The following is an 18863-nucleotide window of genomic DNA, read 5'->3' as shown; positions in this document are numbered from 1 at the left end:
TCGGAGGGGAGGCTATGGGGAACGTGACGGACTTCCTGGCCCGCGTCGGGCAGGACTCCGCGTTGCGGCACGGGTCACCGGCTGCGCGCGAGGCCCTGCTGGCGGCGATGGGCATTGAGGACGCTGCGCTGCGCCAGGCCCTGTTGGGCGACGACGGCGACGCGCTGCGTTGCCTGCTCGGGGGCGCCCGGTTCATCGCGTCCCAGATGCCCGACGGCCCCGAGCGCGAGAAGAAGGACCCCGACGAGGGGGATGACGAGGGTGAGGGCGACGACGACGGTGGCGGCAATGGCATGCCGGACCGGAAGACGCCGCGGCCACCCGCGAAAAGGATGGATCCCTGACAACGATGCAACGCTGGGCCCGCCACGCACTGTTCCTGCTCGCCATGCCGCTCGCCGGCGTGGTGGGCATCGTGCATGCCGCGTCGGCGACGACGCCGGCACGCATCAGCGCCGCCCTGGATAAAGCCGACCAGATCAAGCACTCCGATTTCGACACGTTCACGCGGATGCTGCAGGAGCTGGAGCAGCAGCGTGGCTCGATGGACGACCTGGCCGCCTCGCACCTGGGCTTCCTCGAAGGCTGGCGGGCCACGTGGGTGGGGGATTACGAGAAGGGGCGCGGCCTGCTCGAGAGCGTGGCCGATGCCTCGCCCGACAACGTCCTGCGCGTCCGCGCGCTGGCCACCCTCATCAACCTGCTTGGCGTGGCGCACCGTTACGAGGACGCCTTCCGCCGCCTTAACCAGATGCAGGAGCTGCTGCCGTCGGTGCGCGACCCGCGCGCGCGTTTCGCCGCGCTGGGCGAGGCGTCGCAGTTGCTGAGCAGTGCCGGCCAGTTCGACGCGGCCGAAGCCTACGCGAAGGAAATGGTCACCAACGCGCCCGAGGGCGAGACCGAATGCAAGGGCATGCAGCACCTGCTGCGCGCCCGCCGCGAGGCCAACCGCCTCACCACCATCGATCCCATTTACCTGAAGGCGCTGGCCACCTGCGAGGCCACGGGCGATACCGTGTTCGGCGAGACGATCCGGGCTGACATCGGCGCGTTCTACCTCGCGCACAAGCAGCCGCGGCAGGCCATCGACGTGCTCGCGCCGCATCGCGACAACCTGCGCAACATCAACTACGCCACCTTGCTGGCCGAGTTCGACGCCACGCTGGCCAGCGCCTACCTGGCGCAGGACGACCTTGCCAACGCCCGGCGCTTCGCGCTTTCCGCCGTGGCCGGCTCGGTCCGCGACGAATTCACCGATCCGCGCCGCATGGGTTACAAGGTGTTGTTCGAGGTGGAGCAACGGCTGGGCGATGCGCAGGCCGCTCTCGATTACCACGAAAAATACATGGCGGCCGACAAGGCCTACCTGGATGACATCAGCGCACGCAGCCTCGCGTTCCAGCTTGTCGACCAGCAGGTGCTGGCACGCAAGTCGGAGGTGGATACGCTCAACAAGCAGAACGAGATCCTGCGGCTCTCCAATGCGCTTGACCGGAAAGAAGTGGAAACCGGGCGGCTATGGATCTTCGTGCTGGGCCTCAGCCTGGTCGGCATCGTCGCCATCGTACTGCGCCTGCGCCGCTCGCAATTGCGCTTCATGCGCATGGCGCGCCGTGATGGGCTCACCGGCATCTGCAACCGCGAGCACTTCGTCGAGCAATCCGAGCGCGTGCTCGCGTACGGCGCGCGCTCGGATCGCGGCGCCTGCGTCATTCTTTTCGACCTCGACCACTTCAAGAACGTCAACGACACCTGGGGCCATGCGGTGGGCGACGAGGTGTTGAAGCGCGCCGTGGACGTGTGCCGCCGCGCGCTGCACGCATGCGACGTGTTCGGCCGCCTGGGGGGCGAGGAATTCGCCGTGCTGCTGCCTGATTGCAGCCCGGCGCAGGCGAGAGCGCGTGCGGAGCAGCTGCGGCTGTCGATCTCGGCCACCTCGGCCACGCCCTCGCGCCCCGAACTGGTCGTCACGGCCAGCTTCGGCGTGGCCTCCACGCTGCAATGCGGTTTCGAGTTGCACCGGCTGCTCGTCGTGGCCGACGGGGCCCTGTACCGCGCCAAGCGATCAGGCCGCAACTGCGTGTTCATGGGCGATAGCGGCGATATCCCCGATTCACCCTACCCGGTAGCGGCGACCTGATTTTTTTATTGTGGGAGCCAGGTTGTTCCCAGTGAGGGGCAGGCAACAAAAAAGGCCGCTTGCGCGGCCTTTTGAGCAAAACCCAGTCGCGGCTAAATTAGCGCTGACGGGCCTTGAAACGCGGGTTCGACTTGCAGATCACGAACACCTTGCCGCGGCGGCGGACGACTTTGCAGTCACGGTGACGCGACTTCGCGGACTTCAAAGAAGAAAGCACCTTCACGGGAGGCTCCTGATACAAATGAGATACGGGAAAAACGGGATTGTAACCATCCCGCCCGCCTAACGCAAGCACCGGAATCAATTCGCGTTTCAGCCCAGGCCGAGCTTGGCGCGGGCCTCGCGCACGGTGCGCAGGAAGCTCTCGAGCACGGGCGAGGTATTGTCCACGCGCCAGGCCACCGCGAGCAACCAGAAGGCCTCGGGGTCGTCGATGCGGGCGAAGGCCACCTTGTCCAGGTGCACGGCCTGCAGCGAAGCCGGCACCAGCGCCACGCCCAGGCCCGCAGCCACCAGGGGCAGCAGCGAAGGGATCTGCTGGGCTTCCTGGCGGATGTTGGGCCGGAACTTGGCCTTGGCGGCGAGGAGGTTCAGGCGGTCGATGAGGGTGGCCGCCGCCGTGCGCGGCGGGGCCACGAAGCGCTCGTTGGCCAGGTCGGCCATGGCGACCTTCTCCTGCTTCGCCAGGCGATGGCCGGTGGGCAGGGCGAGGATGAGCGGCTCCTCGTCGATCACTTCCATGGTCAGCTGGCGGGCGTTGGCCACGCCCTCGGGCGGCGAACGGAGCAGGCCCACGTCGATCTGGCCGCTGAGGATGGCGTCGTACTGGGCGCCCGTGGGCATCTCCATGAGGTGCAGGCTGACGCCGGGCGCGGCGTGCGAGAAGCGGAGCAGGGTTTCCGGCAGCGCCGGATGGAACGACACCGAGGTGGCATAGGCCAGCCCGAGCTGCCCCGTGAAGCCCGCGGCCGCTTCGGTAACCACGGTGCGGGCGCTCTCGGCGCGGGCGAGGATGGCCTTGGCCTCGGCGAGGAAGATGCGGCCGGGTTCGGTCAAGGCCACGCGGCGGCGGTTGCGGTCGAGCAGGCGAACGCCGAGATCGGCCTCAAGCGCCTGTATTTGCTGGGAAAGCGGCGGCTGGGAAATGTGCAGCCGCTGGGCGGCCTGGGTGAAGCTCAGCGTCTCGGCCACTTCCACGAAGTAACGCAATTGGCGTAAGTCGAACATAGTTGGTTTTCGTATAAGTGGTCGCTGAAAGATATATTGGCGAACATTTCCTAGGAAATCTATGATTCGTCTCGGCCTACCACCAACCCCTCCCCCTGGGTCGGTAGTGCCCCTCGCTCCGTACGGCGCTAAACCCGGCGTTTTGGCCTACCTCCCCCCCGAGGCCCACGCTGAGGCGCCCTCTACGGAGCGACTTTCTTTTTTAAGGCCCTGGTCGTGAGACCGGGGCCTTTTTCTTTGTGGGGTTTCGCTAAGAGCATCGCCCACAGGGGTGGGCTCCTACAACGGCGTCGAGCTGTTGTAGGAGCCCACCCTGTGGGCGACGCCTTTCGCGATCACGCCTTCGAGGTGAACTCACACCCGGTCGCCGCCCGCAGCGCCTCCACATCCACCCCCGGCGCCAGCTCGACCAGCTCCAGCCCGCCCGGCGTGACATCGAACACGGCCAGGTCGGTGATGATGCGGTCGACGACGCCCTTGCCCGTGAGGGGCAGGGTGCATTCGGTGAGGATCTTGTGCCCGCCATCTTTCGCGGTGTGCTCCATGACGACCACGACGCGCTTCACGCCGGCCACCAGGTCCATCGCGCCGCCCATGCCCTTCACCATCTTGCCGGGCACCATCCAGTTGGCGATGTCGCCTTCGCAGGTGACCTGCATGGCGCCAAGGATCGAGATATCGATGTGGCCGCCGCGGATCATCGCGAACGAATCGGCGCTGGAAAAGTAGGCCGCGCCCGGGCGGGCGGTGACGGTCTGCTTGCCGGCGTTGATGAGGTCGGCGTCCACTTCGTCCTCGGTGGGGAAGGGGCCGATGCCGAGCAGGCCGTTCTCGGATTGCAGCCACACGTCGACACCGTCGGGCAGGTGGTTGGCCACCAGCGTGGGCAGGCCGATGCCGAGGTTCACGTAATCGCCGTCGGAAAGTTCCCTGGCGGCGCGCTGCGCCATCTGTTCACGGGTCCAGGCCATGGTTGTTCTCCTCAGGCGCGCACGGTGCGCTGTTCGATGCGCTTGCTGGGCGCGGGGTTGTGCACGATGCGGTCGACATAGATGCCCGGCGTGTGGACCTGGTCGGGGTCCAGTTCGCCTACCTCCACCATGATCTCCACCTCGGCGACGCAGACTTTGCCGGCGGTGGCCACCATGGGGTTGAAGTTGCGGGCGGTCTTGCGGAACACGAGGTTGCCGGAAGGGTCGGCCTTCCACGCCTTCACCAGCGCCACGTCGGCGACGATGGAGCGCTCCATGACGTACATCTGGCCATCGAAGTCGCGGGTTTCCTTGCCCTCGGCCACCTGCGTGCCGTAGCCGGTGCGGGTGAAGAAGGCGGGGATGCCCGCGCCACCGGCGCGCAGCTTCTCGGCCAGCGTGCCCTGCGGGGTGAACTCCACCTCCAGCTCGCCGGCCAGGTACTGGCGCTCGAATTCCTTGTTCTCGCCCACGTACGACGAGACCATCTTGCGGATCTGCCGCGTGGCCAGCAGCAGGCCGAGGCCCACGCCGTCGATGCCCGCGTTGTTGGAGACGGCGGTGAGGCCCTTCACGCCTGAATCGCGCAGCGCTTCGATGAGCAGCTCGGGGATGCCGCACAGGCCAAAGCCACCCACCGCGATGATCTGGTTATCGGCCACGAGACCGGCCAGCGCCTCCTGGGCGGTGGCCACGCGCTTGTCGCGCTTGTGCGACGTCACCTGGTTCATGCTTGCGTGTTTCCTTCATGGGCGGGCCCGCCGCCGGTTCGCCCGCCATGATAGCCGACGGCCATCACGTTCCGTCGCTGTCCGCGCATGCATCCTTGCAGCAAGTGATGCTGCATTGCGGCGAATCGCGCGCGTATTTCGCCAAGCGCCGGCGGCACCACGCTCCCTATCCTGATTCTTTCCGTTGGCTTTACCGGAGACCACCGTGGGCAAGCAGAAGATTGGCGTGATCGGCATGGCCGTGATGGGCCGCAACCTGGCCTGGAACATCGAAAGCCGCGGCCACGCGGTATCGATCTACAACCGCACCAAGTCGCGCACCGACGAGGTGATGGACGAGAGCAAAGGCAAGAAGCTCGTGCCCACCTATTCGCTGCAGGAGTTCGTCGATTCGCTGGAGAAGCCGCGCCGTATCCTGCTGATGGTGCAGGCGGGCAAGGGCACCGATGCGGTGATCGAGGAACTGCGCCCCTTGCTCGACAAGGGCGATATCGTCATCGACGGCGGTAATACGTTCTACAAGGATACGGTGCGCCGTGGCGAGGAACTGGCGAAGGATGGCCTGCATTTCATTGGCACCGGCGTCTCCGGCGGCGAGGAGGGTGCCCTGAAGGGGCCCTCGATCATGCCGGGCGGCCCCAAGGACGCCTACGACCTCGTGGCGCCCATCCTCACCGAGATCGCGGCCAAGGCGCCCGATGGCGAACCCTGCGTCACCTATATCGGCCCCGATGGCGCGGGCCATTACGTCAAGATGGTGCACAACGGCATCGAATACGGCGACATGCAGCTCATTGCCGAAAGCTACGCGGTGCTCAAGCACGTGGCGGGCCTGAGCAATGAGGAGCTCGCCGATACGTACGCTGAATGGAACAAGGGCGAGCTCGACAGTTTCCTGATCGAGATCACGGCACGGATCTTCCGCCGCAAGGATGATAAGAGCGGGAAGATGCTGGTCGACATGATCCTCGACCGTGCCGCGCAAAAGGGCACGGGCAAATGGACCAGCCAGAGCGCCCTCGACCTGGGCGTGCCGCTCACCCTCATCACCGAATCGGTCTTCGCCCGCGTGCTTTCCTCGATGAAGGACGAACGCGTCGAGGCCAGCAAGCAGCTGAAGGGGCCGGAGGCGAAGACATTCAGCGGCGACCGCAAGGCCTTCATCGATGCCGTGAGCAAAGCGCTCTACATGAGCAAGCTCATCTCCTACGCCCAGGGCTTCGCCCAGTTGCGGGCCGCCTCGGAGGAAAACCACTGGGACCTGCACTACGGCGAGATCGCAAAGATCTTCCGCGCCGGCTGCATCATCCGGGCCCGTTTCCTGCAGAAGATCACGGATGCCTACCAGCACGATCCGAAGCTGAAGAACCTGCTGCTCGACCCGTATTTCCGCGACATCGTGCAGAAGTACCAGGGCGCCCTGCGCGAGGTGGTGGCCGAGGCCGTGCGGGTGGGCGTGCCGGTGCTGGGGTTCTCGGCGGCCATCGCTTATTACGATAGCTACCGCGCCGACGTGCTGCCCGCGAATCTCATCCAGGCCCAGCGTGATTTCTTCGGCGCCCACACGTTCGAGCGCGTGGATGGGGAGGGCAGTTTCCACGTCGAATGGGCGGGCGATTAGCGTTGTTAAGGAAACACGCTAGCGTTTGAAGGGAACCTCCCTATAGAGTTGGGCTCTAATGGCTGGCCGCCTGAGGGGAGTCGGTCGGCCCATGTCCAACGAGGGAGTACGTTGTTCCATGTTCAAAAAGCCCGTGATCAGCGTTACGGCGCTGGCGGTAGCGCTTGCCGGATGCTCGACGCTCCCGCAACCCAAGGACGATGGCGCGATGCAGCGCGAGGCCCTGGCCGGCACCGAGAAGGCCGCCCCGGTCGCGCCGCCGGTTGCCGCCGTGGGGCCGCAAGATGCTGCGGTCGCCCCGGCCCAGATCACCTCGGGCACCGGCCAGTTCGTCCAGCCCGTGGGCCTGGCCAAGCCCAAGCCGGTGGCCCAGGGCCAGGGCACCGTCACCTTCAATTTCGAGAACCAGCCGGTCGAGTCGGTGGTGAAAGCCATCTTGGGCGACCTGCTTCACGAGAATTACTCGATCGTGCCCGGCGTGCAGGGCAATGTCTCCTTCTCCACGTCGCAGCCGGTCACCGCCGAACAGGCCCTGCCGATCCTCGAGACCCTGCTCTCGTGGACAGGCAACGCCCTGGTCCGCACCAATGGCCGCTACGTGGTCATGCCCTCGAAGGATGCCGTGCCGGGCAACGTCATCCCGAGCATCGGCGCCACCGCGCCGGCCGGTGGCCTGCAGGCGCGCCTGTTTCCGCTGCACTACATCTCGGCCACCGAGATGCAGAAGCTGATCAAGCCGTTCGCGCGCCCGGATGCCACCCTGTTGGCCGACCCCACCCGCAACGTCATCGTCATGGCCGGCACGGCCAGCGAGCTCGACAATTACTCGCGCACGGTGAAGACGTTCGACGTCGACTGGTTGCGCGGCATGTCGGTGGGCGTGTTCAGCCTGCAGCGCGCGGAAGTGAAGGACCTGACACCCAAGCTCGACGCCATCTTCGGTGACAAGGGCAACACGCCCATGGCGGGCATGCTCCGCTTCATCCCCATCGAGCGCACCAACTCGCTCGTGGTCATCAGCCCCCAGGCGCAGTACCTGGAAGAGGTGAGGGGGTGGATCGACCGCATCGACCGTGGCGGCGGCAACGAGCCGCAGCTGTTCGTCTACGACGTGCGCAACGTGCAGGCCGCCGACCTGGCCGATTACCTTTCCGACATCTACGGTGGTGGCTCCAACGGTGGCGGTGGCGACCGCGGCGGCCGCGTGGGCCCGGGCCTTTCCTCCGGCACGCTGGGTGGTGGCGACAGCGACCTCGGCAACCGCGGTGGCTCCGGCCTCGGCAGCACCACCGGTGCGTTCGGCAACAGCTCGTCGTCGGGCAGCAGCCTCCTCAACACGAGCAACAACGGCACCGGCAGCACGGGCTTCGGCTCGAATGGCATGACTGGCAGCTCGGGCAGCTCGTTCGGTAGCGGCTACTCGAATGGCACCAGCGGCGACGGCCTCGGCGACGATTCGTCCGGCCAGCGCCAGCACCGCGGTGGCATCACCACCGACGATGGCGTGCGCATCACCTCGGTCGACAACAACAACCAGCTGATGGTGCGCGCCCGCCCGTCGCAATGGGCCGAGATCGAGCAGGCCATCAAGCGCCTCGACGTGGTGCCGCTGCAGGTGCAGATCGAAACCCGCATCCTCGAAGTGAACCTCACTGGCGAATTCCAGTTCGGCGTGCAGTGGTACCTCGAGGGCCTGGTGGGTGGCACCGATGGCTCCATTGGCCAGCCGGGCAACAACCAGAAGTGGGCCCTTGGCGATGGCGGCAACAGCTTCCACCAGGGCAGCGATACGTTCTTCTATTCGTTCGTGAACAACAACCTCTCGGTGGCCCTGCGCGCCATGGAGACCAACGGTAATACGAAGACGCTCTCCGCCCCGTCGCTGGTCGTGCTGAACAACCAGAAGGCCCACATCTCGGTGGGCGACCAGATCCCCATCCAGCAGACCTACATCAACACCAATTCCAACACCGACAACCAGATCGGCCAGGTGGAATACAAGGACACAGGCGTCATCCTCAACGTGCGCCCGCGCGTCAACCCGGGCGGCCTGGTGTACATGAACATCAACCAGGTGGTGAGCGCGCCGGGCCAGAAGGATACGACGACGCAGAACTTCCCGATCCAGCAGCGCGAGGTGGCCACGCAGGTGGCCGTGCAGAGCGGGCAGACGGTGCTGCTCGGCGGCCTCATCAAGCAGCAGGACAACACCACCGACACCGGTATCCCCGGGCTCAACCGCATCCCCATCTTCGGCCGCCTGTTCGGCTCCACCAACCGTGGTCGCAACCGCACCGAGCTGATCGTGCTGATCACGCCCAAGGTCATCAGCAATACGCAGGAAGCCAAGGACGTGACGGACGAGTACCAGCAGAAGTTCGAGTCGCTGCGGCCGTTCCGGCCGGTGACCGCGCCGGGAACGGCGCGGATCGACAAGAACGAGCCCATCGTGACGGTACCGCTTAAGTAACCCGCTAGTGTTGCGGTAGCGAGGGGTACGTCGCCCCCGGTGGCCTCGCGGGTTCTACGCCGCGGCCGAGGTTCGTCCCCATGCGGTGCCCCAGGGCCGCCGCGTTGTACAGCCCCAGCCGGTTGCTGGGCTCGTGGCGCACGTCGTTGTCGTCAAGGGGCGAGGGCAGCGGCTTTGCCACCTTCAGCTTCTCGTTCAGGCAGCCGTACGAAAGCGCCGCGCTGGCGGCGCCCGCCGGCTGCACGCACGAGGGCGATGCGTGGGCCCGCACCCCCGGCAGGTCAACCACGGCTTGCGCGTGCGCGGCCAGGGCCGCCAAGCCGACAGCCATAGGACAAAATTGCCGAATACGCATAAGCCTTCTCCGGAGGCATCGGCGCGTTGGATACCACGTGTGCCAACGCATTGGGAAGCACGTCACGCCTGTCATGGCCTTGTCACCGGTGCTGTCACCGAACCGGCGCAGATGTGTCATTCGCCACCCCTACCTTGGCGGCTGTTAACCGTGACGCATGGGCAACCGCGAGGAGTGACCGTGACATGCCGCGTCCTCGCGCAGCTGGCCTGTGCGCTGTGCCTTGGCACGGCGCCGTTCGCGTCATGGGCAGGGGCCGCCACGCAAGGGATTTCGCATGGATCGACGCGTTTCGACATCGACGCGCAGCCGCTCGCTAGTGCGCTCCGCGCGTACAGCGAAACCACGGGCATCGCGGTGCTGTTCGACGATGCCGTCGTGGCGGGCAGGGGTTCGCCCGGCTTGCATGGCGATGCCGACCCGCGCGATGCGCTGCGCATCCTCCTGGTGCGCAGCGGCCTCACCGCGCATTTCAGTTCGATGAACGCCTTCACCGTCAACGCCATCCCGGCGACCGCCCCGGAAGGTGGCGGGACCTCGCCGTCGACCCAGGCCGTTGCGGAGAACGACGCGGTGGAACTGCAGCGTGCGATCGAGAAGGTGCTGTGCGTGCGGGCCGACACGCGGCCCGGTACGTTCCGCCTTGCCATGCAGGTGTGGGTCGATGGCACCGGGCATATCGCGGACGCCGTGGCGCTGGCGCCGTCGGGCGACGACGAGCGCGACAGCCACGTGGTGGCCGCGGTGCGTCGCGCCCAGGTGGCTTCCCGCCTCGCGGCGGGCAGCCCGTTCACGGTGTTGCTGGCGCCCTCGTCGCGGCCGGCCTGCGGCGGCAGGGCCCCCGCGTGAGCGGCGATACCACCCTCATGGGGTTGTTCCTCGATAACTACGAGGACTTCCGTCGACGCCTGCGCCGCCGGCTTCGCTCGGACGACCTCGCCGACGACGTGATGCAGGAAACCTACCTGCGCGTGGAGAAGCTGGCCATGCCCACGGGCCATGCGGCGCACCCCACGGGCTACCTGTTCCGCATGGCGCTGAACATGGCCGCGGACCACCACCGCGCGCAAGGCCGCCTGCTCACGGGTGAAGAAGTGGACGACCTGCTTCACTCGGTGGATACGGTGGTCGACCCCTCCACCGTGCTGGCGTCGCAGCAGGACATCGTGGCGCTCAGCGCCGCGCTCGACGCCTTGCCCCGTCGCCAGCGCGAGATCCTGCTGGCCGCCCGCGTCGAGGAGCTGCCGCAGGCCGATATCGCCTCCCGCCACGGCATCTCGGTGCGAATGGTGGGCAAGGAACTGAAGAAGGCACTTGAGACCTGTGCCACGAAAACGGGCCGTCGCGCATTCCAGCGGTTCGGTCCGGGGGCGCGGGAAACGTCTTGAGCGGTATGGAGACTATCGACATCCAGAATACCGACGACCAGGCCCGTGCCTGGTTGTTGCACCTCACCTCGGGCCACGCCACCCGCGAGGATGGCGAGGCGTTCCGGCGCTGGTGCACCGAAAGTGAGGAAAACGCCGAGGCTTTCGCGCGCGTCCGCGCCCTGTGGGATGCCCTGGGCTCGGCGGCCGCGTTGCGCGAACACGCCCGTGCCACCCGCGAACGCCCCCACGGCCGCCACGGCGTGCGGATGACACGGCGGGCATTCGTGGGCGGCGCATTGGCGGCTTCCGTGGCCGTGGTGCTGCTGGGCCGCGCGGGCCTGTTCACCCCGGCTGCCACGCCGGGCGGGCGCATGCTGCGCACCCGCGTGGGCGAACAGCGCTCGGTCGCCGTCGCACCTGGCGTCACCGTGGAGATGAACACCGACACCGACATCGCGCTGCGTGGGCAGGTCGGCGCGCCGACGGGCATGCACCTGCGCAGTGGCGAGGCCGTGGTGCGCATCGATGCCGGCCATGCCGATGCCTTCGTGGTGGAAGTGGCCGACGGCCGCCTGTTCTCCGGCCCCGGCGCCGCGTTCGCCGTGCGCTGCGCGGACGACGCGGCCACCGTGACCTGCCTCGACGGCCAGGCCGTGATCAACCGCGCCGGCACCAACACCGTGGTGAAACCGGCGCAGCAGGTGGCGTTCGACGCCACCGGCATGGGCGACGCGACCGCCGTCAACGTCGATTCCGCGCTGGCCTGGCGTCACCGCGTACTCATCTACGACAACGAGCCCCTCGGCGACGTCGTCGCGGACATCAACCGCTACCGCCCGGGCCGCATCGTCATCACCGACAGCGCGCTCGCCGCGCGCCGCGTGCACGCCCGTTTCACCCTCGACCAGATGGGCGAGGTGGCCACGCTGATCCAGGACGCCTATGGCGCCCACGCCACGCAACTGCCGGGGGGCTGGGTGCTTTTGAGCTAGCGCATGAATTTTTCGTGACACCGGTTCAGTGCGCCGACGCGCCACGCGTCTAAGGGACAAACGGAGCACAGGGGACAGTACGCGTGGCTACACGAGCGAACCGGGTGAACGCATGAAGCGTCTGGCTGCCGCCATCGCGCTGGGGCTTTCCGCGCACGCCGCCGCGCAGGACGCGCCCAAGGCCTTCGACGTGAACGAGTACGTCGTCGATGGCAACACGACGCTGCAGGCGCTCGACATTGAAACCGCGGTGTACCCCTTCCTTGGCCCCGGCAAGTCGATGGATGACGTGGCCGGCGCCCGCGACGCGCTGCAGAAGGCCTACCAGGCGCATGGGTTTCAGTCGGTGGTGGTCGATATCCCGCCGCAGCAGGTGAAGGACGGCGTGATCCGCCTGCAGGTGACCGAGAACACCATCGGCCGGGTGCGCGTGGAAGGCGCCACCTACCGCTCGCCGAAGGATATCCGCGAGGGCGTGCCGGCCCTGGCCGAGGGCGGCGTGCCGAACTTCACCAACGCGCAGAAGCAGCTCACCGACGTGAACCGGAGTGCGGGCGCCCAGGTGGTACCGGTGCTCACGCCCGGCAAGTTGCCCAACACCATGGACGTGACGCTGAAGGTGAACGACAACAAGCCGCTCACGGCGAGCCTGGAAGTCAACAACGACCACAGCGTGAACACGCCCGAGCTGCGCACCGTGGCCAGCGTGCGCGACGACAACCTGTTCCAGGCCGGCCACGCCGCGTCAATCACCTACATCGTCGCGCCGCAGGACCGGCACAGTTCGGAAGTGTGGGCCGGCTCGTATCTCGTACCGATGGGTGGCGACTGGAGCATGCTGGCGTCGGGCTACAAATCGAACAGCAACGCCAACGCCGTGGGCGGCACCACGGTGCTGGGCAAGGGCAACGCATTCGGCTTCACCTTCGTGCGCAACCTGCCGGCGCATGGCGAGTACTCGCAGTCGGTCTCCATGGGCGTCACGCGCAAGCACTTCGACCAGAACCTGGTACTGGGCGAGGAAACCTCGAAGGCGCCGATCACCTATATCCCCGTCAGCGTCACGTACCAGGGCCAGCGCGCGGCGGAGAAGTCGCTCAGCACGGTGTCGCTTGGCGGCGTGATGGGTTTCCGCGCCGGCGGCAGCAGTGCCGCCGAGTTCGACAACCAGCGCTACAAGGCGCGGCAGAACTTTTTCTACGTGAAGGCCGAGGGCGGCCACACGCGCACGTTCGACGGCGGGTGGAGCCTCGTCGGCCGCCTGGCCCTGCAGGTATCCACCTCGTCGCTGGTCTCGAGCGAGCAGTTCGCCGCGGGCGGCGAGAGCACCGTGCGCGGTTACCTCGAAGCGGAAGAGACCGCCGACCACGGTGCCATCGGCTCGCTGGAGTTCCGCACGCCTTCCATCGGCTCGCACATCGGCGGCTGGGTGGACGACTGGCGTTTCCTCGTGTTTGCCGACGGGGCGCACCTGCGCCTGATGAACGCGCTGCCACAACTCATCGACCAGCAGAACCCCGATGCCGGCAGCCGCACGGTGAAGAGCTACGACCTCTCCAGCGTCGGCGTGGGTACGCGCTTCCAGATCTTCAACATCGCCACCGGTGCCTTCGAGATCGCCTACCCGTTCAACAACGGGCAGGCCACGAAGGCCCACGACACACGCATCCACTTCTCACTCAAGGCCGAGCTCTGAAAGGGGTACCACCGTGAAACGATTGCTGATCCTCGCCTCCATGCTTCTCGGCCTCGCGCCAGTGGCCCAAGCCGCCGACGCGTCGTGGTGGAACCAGGATTTCTCCTACCGCAAGGCCATCACCATCGATACGACGGCCAAGGGCGGCAACATCACCACCGCGGTGGGCCGTGTGCCGATGTTGATCCGCCTGCACTCGGGCAACTTCACCTTCGACGGCGTGAACGAACAGGGTAACGATATCCGCTTCGTCGCCGCTGACGACAAGACGCCACTGAACTACCAGGTGGAAAGCTTCGACCCTGTGCTGGGCGTGGCGCTGGTGTGGGTCGACGTGCCGCAGCTGGGTGCCGATGCGCAGCAGCAGGTGTGGATGTACTACGGCAACCCCAAGGCGCAGGGTGCCGACAAGGGTGGCGCGACGTTCGATGCGGATTACGCCGCCGTGTACCACTTCGAAGACGCCTCGGGTTCCGCGCCGCGCGACGCCACGGCGTACGCCAACAACGCCGCCGGCAGCGTCGGGACGGTGGATGGCGTGATCGGCAAGGCCGCGAAGTTCGATGGCACGCATGGCCTGAAGCTGCCGGGCAGCGTTTCCACGGCGGTGGCGCAGGCCGGTACGTTCACTTTCAGCGCCTGGGTGAAGCCCGATGCCGTGCAGCCGGGGCGGGTGGCGCTGTATGCGCGCCACCAGGGCACGCAGGCGCTCACCATTGGCCTGCAGGATGGCAAGCCGTTCGTGCAGGTGGGCGAGGGCGATGCCGCTCCGGCCAGCACGCCCGGCGAGCCGCTGAAGGCCGCCACCTGGGCGCACCTGGCGGTGACCGCCGCCGATGGCAACGTGCAGCTCTATGTCGATGGCAAGCCCTACGCCACGCTGGCAGCGGCCCTGCCGGCGATGAACACCGAAGCGTCACTCGGCGACGACACTGATGCCGCGACCGCCGCGGCGGGTTTCGCGGGCCTCATGGATGAAGTGCGCCTCTCGCGCATCGCCCGCCCCGCGGCGCTCATCGCCGTCGATGCACAGGCGCAGGGCGCGGAATCGAAGCTGGTGGCTTACGGCACCGACGAGAAGCAGGCCGGCGTCGGCTTCGGTTACTTCGGCATCATCGTCAAATCGGTGACGATGGATGCGTGGGTGGTCATCGGCATCCTGCTCATCATGGCCGCCATCTCGTGGGTGGTGATGTGGCAGCGCGCCGCTTACGTGAACCGCGTGAGCGGCGCCAACGAGGATTTCCTCGATGCGTTCCGCCACCAGGGCCGCAACATCCTCGCGCTCTCGCGCGACCCCGCCGCCGCGCGGCTGGAGCATTCCTCGCTGTACCGCCTGTACAAGGTGGGTGCCGCGGAGGTGTGGAGCCGCCGCGACGAGGACGGCCACGACCACATCGCGCCGGAATCGATCGAAGCCATCCGCGCCACGATGGATTCCACGATGGTGCGCGAGAACCAGCGCCTGGCCAAATCGATGGTGATGCTCACCATCGCGATCTCCGGCGGCCCCTTCCTTGGCCTGCTCGGCACCGTGGTCGGCGTCATGATCACCTTCGCCGCCATCGCCGCGGCGGGCGACGTAAACGTCAACGCCATCGCGCCGGGTATCGCCGCCGCGCTGCTGGCGACGGTGGCGGGCCTGTTCGTCGCCATCCCCGCGCTGTTCGGCTACAACTACCTGCTCATCCGCAACAAGAATGTCACCGCGAACATGCAGGTGTTCGTCGATGAGTTCGTGACGCGCCTGGCGGAGCAGCAACGCGTCGCGGCCCCCGCCGCTGTCGCCGCCTGAGGCCGCCGCCATGCGCGCGCAGGACGACGACAAGCCGTACGACGACATCAACATCACGCCGATGCTCGACCTGGCGTACGTGCTGCTCGTCATCTTCATCATCATGACCACCGCCTCGGTGCAGGGCATCAAGGTGAACCTGCCCAAGGCCTCGGCCGCGGTGAGCATGGCCAAGCCGCAGACCAAGGCCATCACCGTCTCGGAGACGGGCCAGGTGTTCCTCGACGCCTACCCGGTGACGCTGCCCGAACTCGAGCAGCGCCTGCGCTCGCTGAAGGCGCTGAACCCCGATTTCCCCGTGGTGGTGAAGGGGGATTCCACGGTGCAGTACCAGAAGGTGATGGACATCCTTGACCTGCTGCGCCGCGTGGACCTGCCGCAGGTGGGCCTCGTCACCGGCAAGGCACCGAAGGGCTGACGCGTGGCTACGTACGAACCCCGCCGCCGACCACACCGCCGCTGGCTTGGCCCGCTCGTGGGTGCGGCCGTGCTCCTCGCCGTGGTGGCCCTGGTGTGGCATTTCGCGTCCAGCACCGTGGGCGTGCGCCGCGAGGCGCCGCGCGTGGCGACGATCACGCCGCTGCCGCCGCCCCCGCCGCCGCCGAAGGAAAAGCCGCCCGAGCCCAAGAAGGTGGAAGAAGTGAAGCCGGTGGAAGAAAAGCCACAGGACCAGCCACAGAAGCCCGTGGACGCGCCCAAGCCCAGCCCTGACGTGGCGAAGCAGGTGACGATGAACACCGACGCCCAGGCCGGCAGCGACAGCTTCAACATCGGCGCGGGGGCCGGTGGCGGCATGGTCGGTTCCGGCGGTGGCAACGGCACGGGCACCGGCAGCTACGACCAGTACCTGGGCTACGCCATCCAGCAGGCCATCCAGCGCGACGACAAGGTCAACCGCCTCGCGTTCGAGGTGCAGGCCAACGTATGGCTGGATCCCGACGGCCGCCTGGTGCGTGCCGAGCTCGCGCAATCCAGCGGCAACAAGCAGACCGACGACGCACTGGTGGAGGCGCTGCGCGCCATGCCGCGCATCGACGTCGCGCCGCCGTCGTCCACGCATTTCCCCCTTCGCGTGTCCATCCGCGGGAAGCGCCCCGCATGAACACCGCACATGCCTTACTCGCCCTTGTTTCCCGGAGACCCCGCATGACCATCGGAAAGGCCCGCCACCGCCCCGCGCGCGCCCTGCTGGCCGCCGCCATCGGCCTGGCGATCTGCGCCGGGAGCGCGCATGCGCAGTCCGCGCCGTCGGAGAACGCCACCATCAACCTCGTGCGCCTGCTGGTGAAGCGCGGCGTGCTGACCCAGGCCGACGCCGACGGGCTCATCGCGCAGGCAAACGCCGATGCCGCCGCTGCGCAGAAGACGGCCGGCACGGCCAACGCCGTGCCTGCGGCGCCAGGCCAGGTACGCGTCACGTACGTGCCCGAGGTGGTACGCAACCAGATCAAGGACGAGCTGCGCCAGGAAGTGGTGGCGCAGGCGAAGCAGGAGCGCTGGGCCGAGCCCGGCAAGCTGCCCGAGTGGCTCGATCGCATCGAGTGGGTGGGCGACATGCGCGTCCGTGACGAGTTCCACTACTACGACAAGGGCAACGCGACGCAGCTGGTCGATTTCGCCACGCTGAACCGCACGGGGCCCTATGACCTGAACGGGGCCACGCCCCCGCCACAGCTCAACACACGTGAGAACCGCACCAATTCGCTGCGTATCCGCGCGCGCCTGGGCGTCAACATCAACCTCGGCGATGGCGTCACGGCCGGCATCCGCCTGGGCAGCGGCAACGACAACAACCCGGTGAGCACCACCCAGAACCTGGGCGGCGGCCTGTCGAAGAAGAACCTGTGGCTGGACGAGGCATGGATCGCGTGGCGCCCGGCCGAGTGGGTGAAGGTGACGGGCGGCCGCATGCCCAACCCCTTCCTCAGCACCAACCTCGTCTACGCCGACGACCTGAACTTCGACGGCATCGCCGGCCGCCTCGACGTGCCGGCCAGCGACGACGTGAACACCTTCGCCACGGTGGGCATGTTCCCGATCGAGTACCAGCCCGATGATTTCCCCTCGCAGGCGGGGACCAAGAGCGCCAGCCGCGATAAGTGGATGACTGGCGCGCAGCTGGGTGTGTCGTGGAAGTTCGCCGACGACGCGGAGTGGAAGTTCGCGCTGGCGTACTACCGCTTCGACCACATGCAGGGCCAGCTATCCGACCCGTGCCCCGTCTACCTGGGCGTGACCTACTGCAGCACGGACGCCACGCGCCCGACGTTCATGCAGAAGGGCAACTCGCTGTTCCTGCTGCGCGACATCATCCCCGACCCGGCCTCGCCCAGCAGCTACGCGCAGCCGCAGTTCGTGGGCCTGGTGTACGACTACCACGTGGCCAACGCCACCACGCGCCTGGACATGAACGTGGCGGATACGCCGCTGCGCCTGGAAGGCGACTACATCCGCAACCTGGCCTACCACCGCAAGGATGCCTTCCGCAGCGACGTGGGCGTGAACCGCCTGGTGAACAATTTCGGCGCGGGCGATTTCAGCGAAGCGACGTACAAGAGCGGCCCGGTGGGCTGGATGTTCCGCGCCACGCTGGGTAATCCGGATCCTCACGCGGCCGGCGACTGGAACGTGAGCCTCGCCTACAAGTACCTGCAGCCCGATGCGACGCTCGACGGCCTGAACGACCCGGATTTCCACCTCGGTGGCACCAACGCAAAGGGCTTCATCCTCGGCGGCAGCTACGGCATATCGAGGTATTCGTGGCTCAGCCTGCGCTACTTCAACGCGAAGGAAGTGTTCGGGCCGCCGCTGTCCATCGACGTCTTCCAGCTTGAAATGAACGCACGGTTCTAAGGAGGCGATATGAAACGCTCGCTCGTCGCGCTCGCCCTGCTTGCCACCACGCCCGTGGTGTTCGCACAGCAGCAACCCAGCCTGGAAAGCCGCATCCGCGACCAGTTGCGCGACACGCGCACGCAGCTTGCCGACCTGCAGGCCCAGCAGGCCGCGTGGGCGGCGGAGAAGGCCCAGCTCGAGAAAGAGCGTGATGCCGCGAAGGCCGATGCCGAAGCCGCGCGCGCCCAGGCGAAGAAGGGCAGCGCGGTGTCGCCGGAAGCGAGCCGCGCGCTCGCGGCCGAAACGCAGCGGCGCGAGGCCGCGGAAGCCGCCGCGCAAAAGGGCAAGGCCGATGCGGACGCCTCCGCCGTCGCGCTGCGCACCGCCGAAACCGAACGCGCGCGCCTGGCCAAGGCGCTCGACGCCGCCAACGGGCAAGTCGATGCCTGCACCGCGCGCAACGTGCAGATGTACCGCGTGGGCCAGGAAGTGATCGCGGCCTACGAGAACCTGGGCGTGGGCGACGTGCTCGCCTCGCGCCAGCCTTTCGCCGCGAAATCGCGCGCGAAGCTGGAGAACGCCGCGCAATCGTTCGGCGACAGGTTGTACGAGCAGCGCTTCGATCCACGCGCTGGCCAGGCTTCGGCCAGTCCATGAGCT

Annotated in this window: 18 protein-coding genes; 13 read left to right on the top strand and 5 right to left on the bottom strand. The window is 67.2% G+C overall.

Annotation, left to right across the window (positions count from 1 at the left end):
- The first annotated feature begins 23 nt into the window (after positions 1-23).
- Both VI08_RS10490 and VI08_RS10485 read left to right on the top strand, forming a co-directional pair.
- Positions 24-344: a hypothetical protein gene (locus VI08_RS10490; protein WP_157006625.1), complete on the top strand. Its 321-nt coding sequence runs from the start codon at positions 24-26 to the stop codon at positions 342-344.
- A gap of 5 nt (positions 345-349) precedes the next feature.
- Entirely contained in the window at positions 350-2140 is a 1791-nt protein-coding gene (locus VI08_RS10485) for a GGDEF domain-containing protein (protein ID WP_045829525.1), read from the top strand.
- Between the two features lie 97 nt (positions 2141-2237).
- Here the strand turns inward: VI08_RS10485 and ykgO are convergent, their stop codons facing one another.
- The 4 genes from ykgO to VI08_RS10470 all read right to left on the bottom strand — a co-directional run bounded on the left by ykgO (position 2238) and on the right by VI08_RS10470 (position 5069).
- Positions 2238-2363, bottom strand: coding sequence for a type B 50S ribosomal protein L36 (gene ykgO, locus VI08_RS21315; protein WP_029213509.1), 126 nt, complete (start codon positions 2361-2363; stop codon positions 2238-2240).
- An 89-nt stretch (positions 2364-2452) separates the two neighbouring features.
- Entirely contained in the window at positions 2453-3367 is a 915-nt protein-coding gene (locus VI08_RS10480) for a LysR substrate-binding domain-containing protein (protein WP_045829524.1), read from the bottom strand.
- Positions 3368-3702: 335 nt separating this feature from the next.
- Positions 3703-4338: a CoA transferase subunit B gene (locus VI08_RS10475; protein WP_045829523.1), complete on the bottom strand. Its 636-nt coding sequence runs from the start codon at positions 4336-4338 to the stop codon at positions 3703-3705.
- An 11-nt stretch (positions 4339-4349) separates the two neighbouring features.
- Positions 4350-5069, bottom strand: a complete 720-nt coding sequence (locus tag VI08_RS10470) for a CoA transferase subunit A (RefSeq protein ID WP_045829522.1) — start codon at positions 5067-5069, stop codon at positions 4350-4352.
- A gap of 205 nt (positions 5070-5274) precedes the next feature.
- On the opposite strand from VI08_RS10470, the gene gndA reads away from it, so the two are divergent.
- Both gndA and gspD read left to right on the top strand, forming a co-directional pair.
- On the top strand, positions 5275-6690 hold the full coding sequence (gene gndA, locus VI08_RS10465; protein ID WP_045829521.1) for an NADP-dependent phosphogluconate dehydrogenase: 1416 nt from the start codon (positions 5275-5277) through the stop codon (positions 6688-6690).
- 118 nt (positions 6691-6808) lie between these two features.
- Positions 6809-9160, top strand: a complete 2352-nt coding sequence (gene gspD / locus VI08_RS10460) for a type II secretion system secretin GspD (RefSeq protein ID WP_045829520.1) — start codon at positions 6809-6811, stop codon at positions 9158-9160.
- Between the two features lie 4 nt (positions 9161-9164).
- Here the strand turns inward: gspD and VI08_RS10455 are convergent, their stop codons facing one another.
- The gene (locus tag VI08_RS10455) at positions 9165-9491 is read right to left on the bottom strand and encodes a hypothetical protein (protein WP_052697827.1); all 327 of its coding nucleotides are present in this window, start codon (positions 9489-9491) and stop codon (positions 9165-9167) included.
- Positions 9492-9695: 204 nt separating this feature from the next.
- Here VI08_RS10455 and VI08_RS10450 point away from each other — a divergent pair, with 204 nt between their 5' ends.
- From VI08_RS10450 to VI08_RS10410, 9 genes are all read left to right on the top strand, one after another.
- Positions 9696-10364 (top strand): STN domain-containing protein, encoded by a 669-nt coding sequence (locus VI08_RS10450; RefSeq protein ID WP_052697826.1) that lies wholly within the window; start codon positions 9696-9698, stop codon positions 10362-10364.
- Entirely contained in the window at positions 10361-10903 is a 543-nt protein-coding gene (locus VI08_RS10445) for an RNA polymerase sigma factor (RefSeq protein WP_232309518.1), read from the top strand. Before VI08_RS10450 ends, VI08_RS10445 begins: the two co-directional genes overlap by 4 nt.
- Positions 10904-10908: 5 nt before the next feature.
- Complete coding sequence (locus tag VI08_RS10440; protein ID WP_045829519.1) at positions 10909-11877, top strand: FecR family protein; 969 nt, start codon at positions 10909-10911, stop codon at positions 11875-11877.
- 112 nt (positions 11878-11989) lie between these two features.
- The gene (locus VI08_RS10435) at positions 11990-13573 is read left to right on the top strand and encodes a ShlB/FhaC/HecB family hemolysin secretion/activation protein (protein ID WP_045829518.1); all 1584 of its coding nucleotides are present in this window, start codon (positions 11990-11992) and stop codon (positions 13571-13573) included.
- Between the two features lie 13 nt (positions 13574-13586).
- Positions 13587-15368, top strand: coding sequence for a DUF2341 domain-containing protein (locus VI08_RS10430; RefSeq protein WP_045829517.1), 1782 nt, complete (start codon positions 13587-13589; stop codon positions 15366-15368).
- Positions 15369-15378: 10 nt separating this feature from the next.
- Complete coding sequence (locus tag VI08_RS10425; protein ID WP_045829516.1) at positions 15379-15786, top strand: ExbD/TolR family protein; 408 nt, start codon at positions 15379-15381, stop codon at positions 15784-15786.
- Between the two features lie 3 nt (positions 15787-15789).
- Positions 15790-16470, top strand: a complete 681-nt coding sequence (locus VI08_RS10420; RefSeq protein ID WP_045829515.1) for a TonB C-terminal domain-containing protein — start codon at positions 15790-15792, stop codon at positions 16468-16470.
- A gap of 44 nt (positions 16471-16514) precedes the next feature.
- A complete protein-coding gene (locus VI08_RS10415; RefSeq protein ID WP_045829514.1) occupies positions 16515-18221 on the top strand; it encodes a putative porin in 1707 nt (568 codons plus the stop codon).
- 9 nt (positions 18222-18230) lie between these two features.
- Entirely contained in the window at positions 18231-18860 is a 630-nt protein-coding gene (locus tag VI08_RS10410; protein ID WP_052697825.1) for a hypothetical protein, read from the top strand.
- The last annotated feature ends 3 nt before the right edge of the window (positions 18861-18863 follow it).

The sequence above is a fragment of the Luteibacter yeojuensis genome (assembly GCF_000964085.1).
GTDB classification, from domain to species: domain Bacteria; phylum Pseudomonadota; class Gammaproteobacteria; order Xanthomonadales; family Rhodanobacteraceae; genus Luteibacter; species Luteibacter yeojuensis_A.
This window is presented reverse-complemented; position numbering and strand designations above follow the sequence as displayed.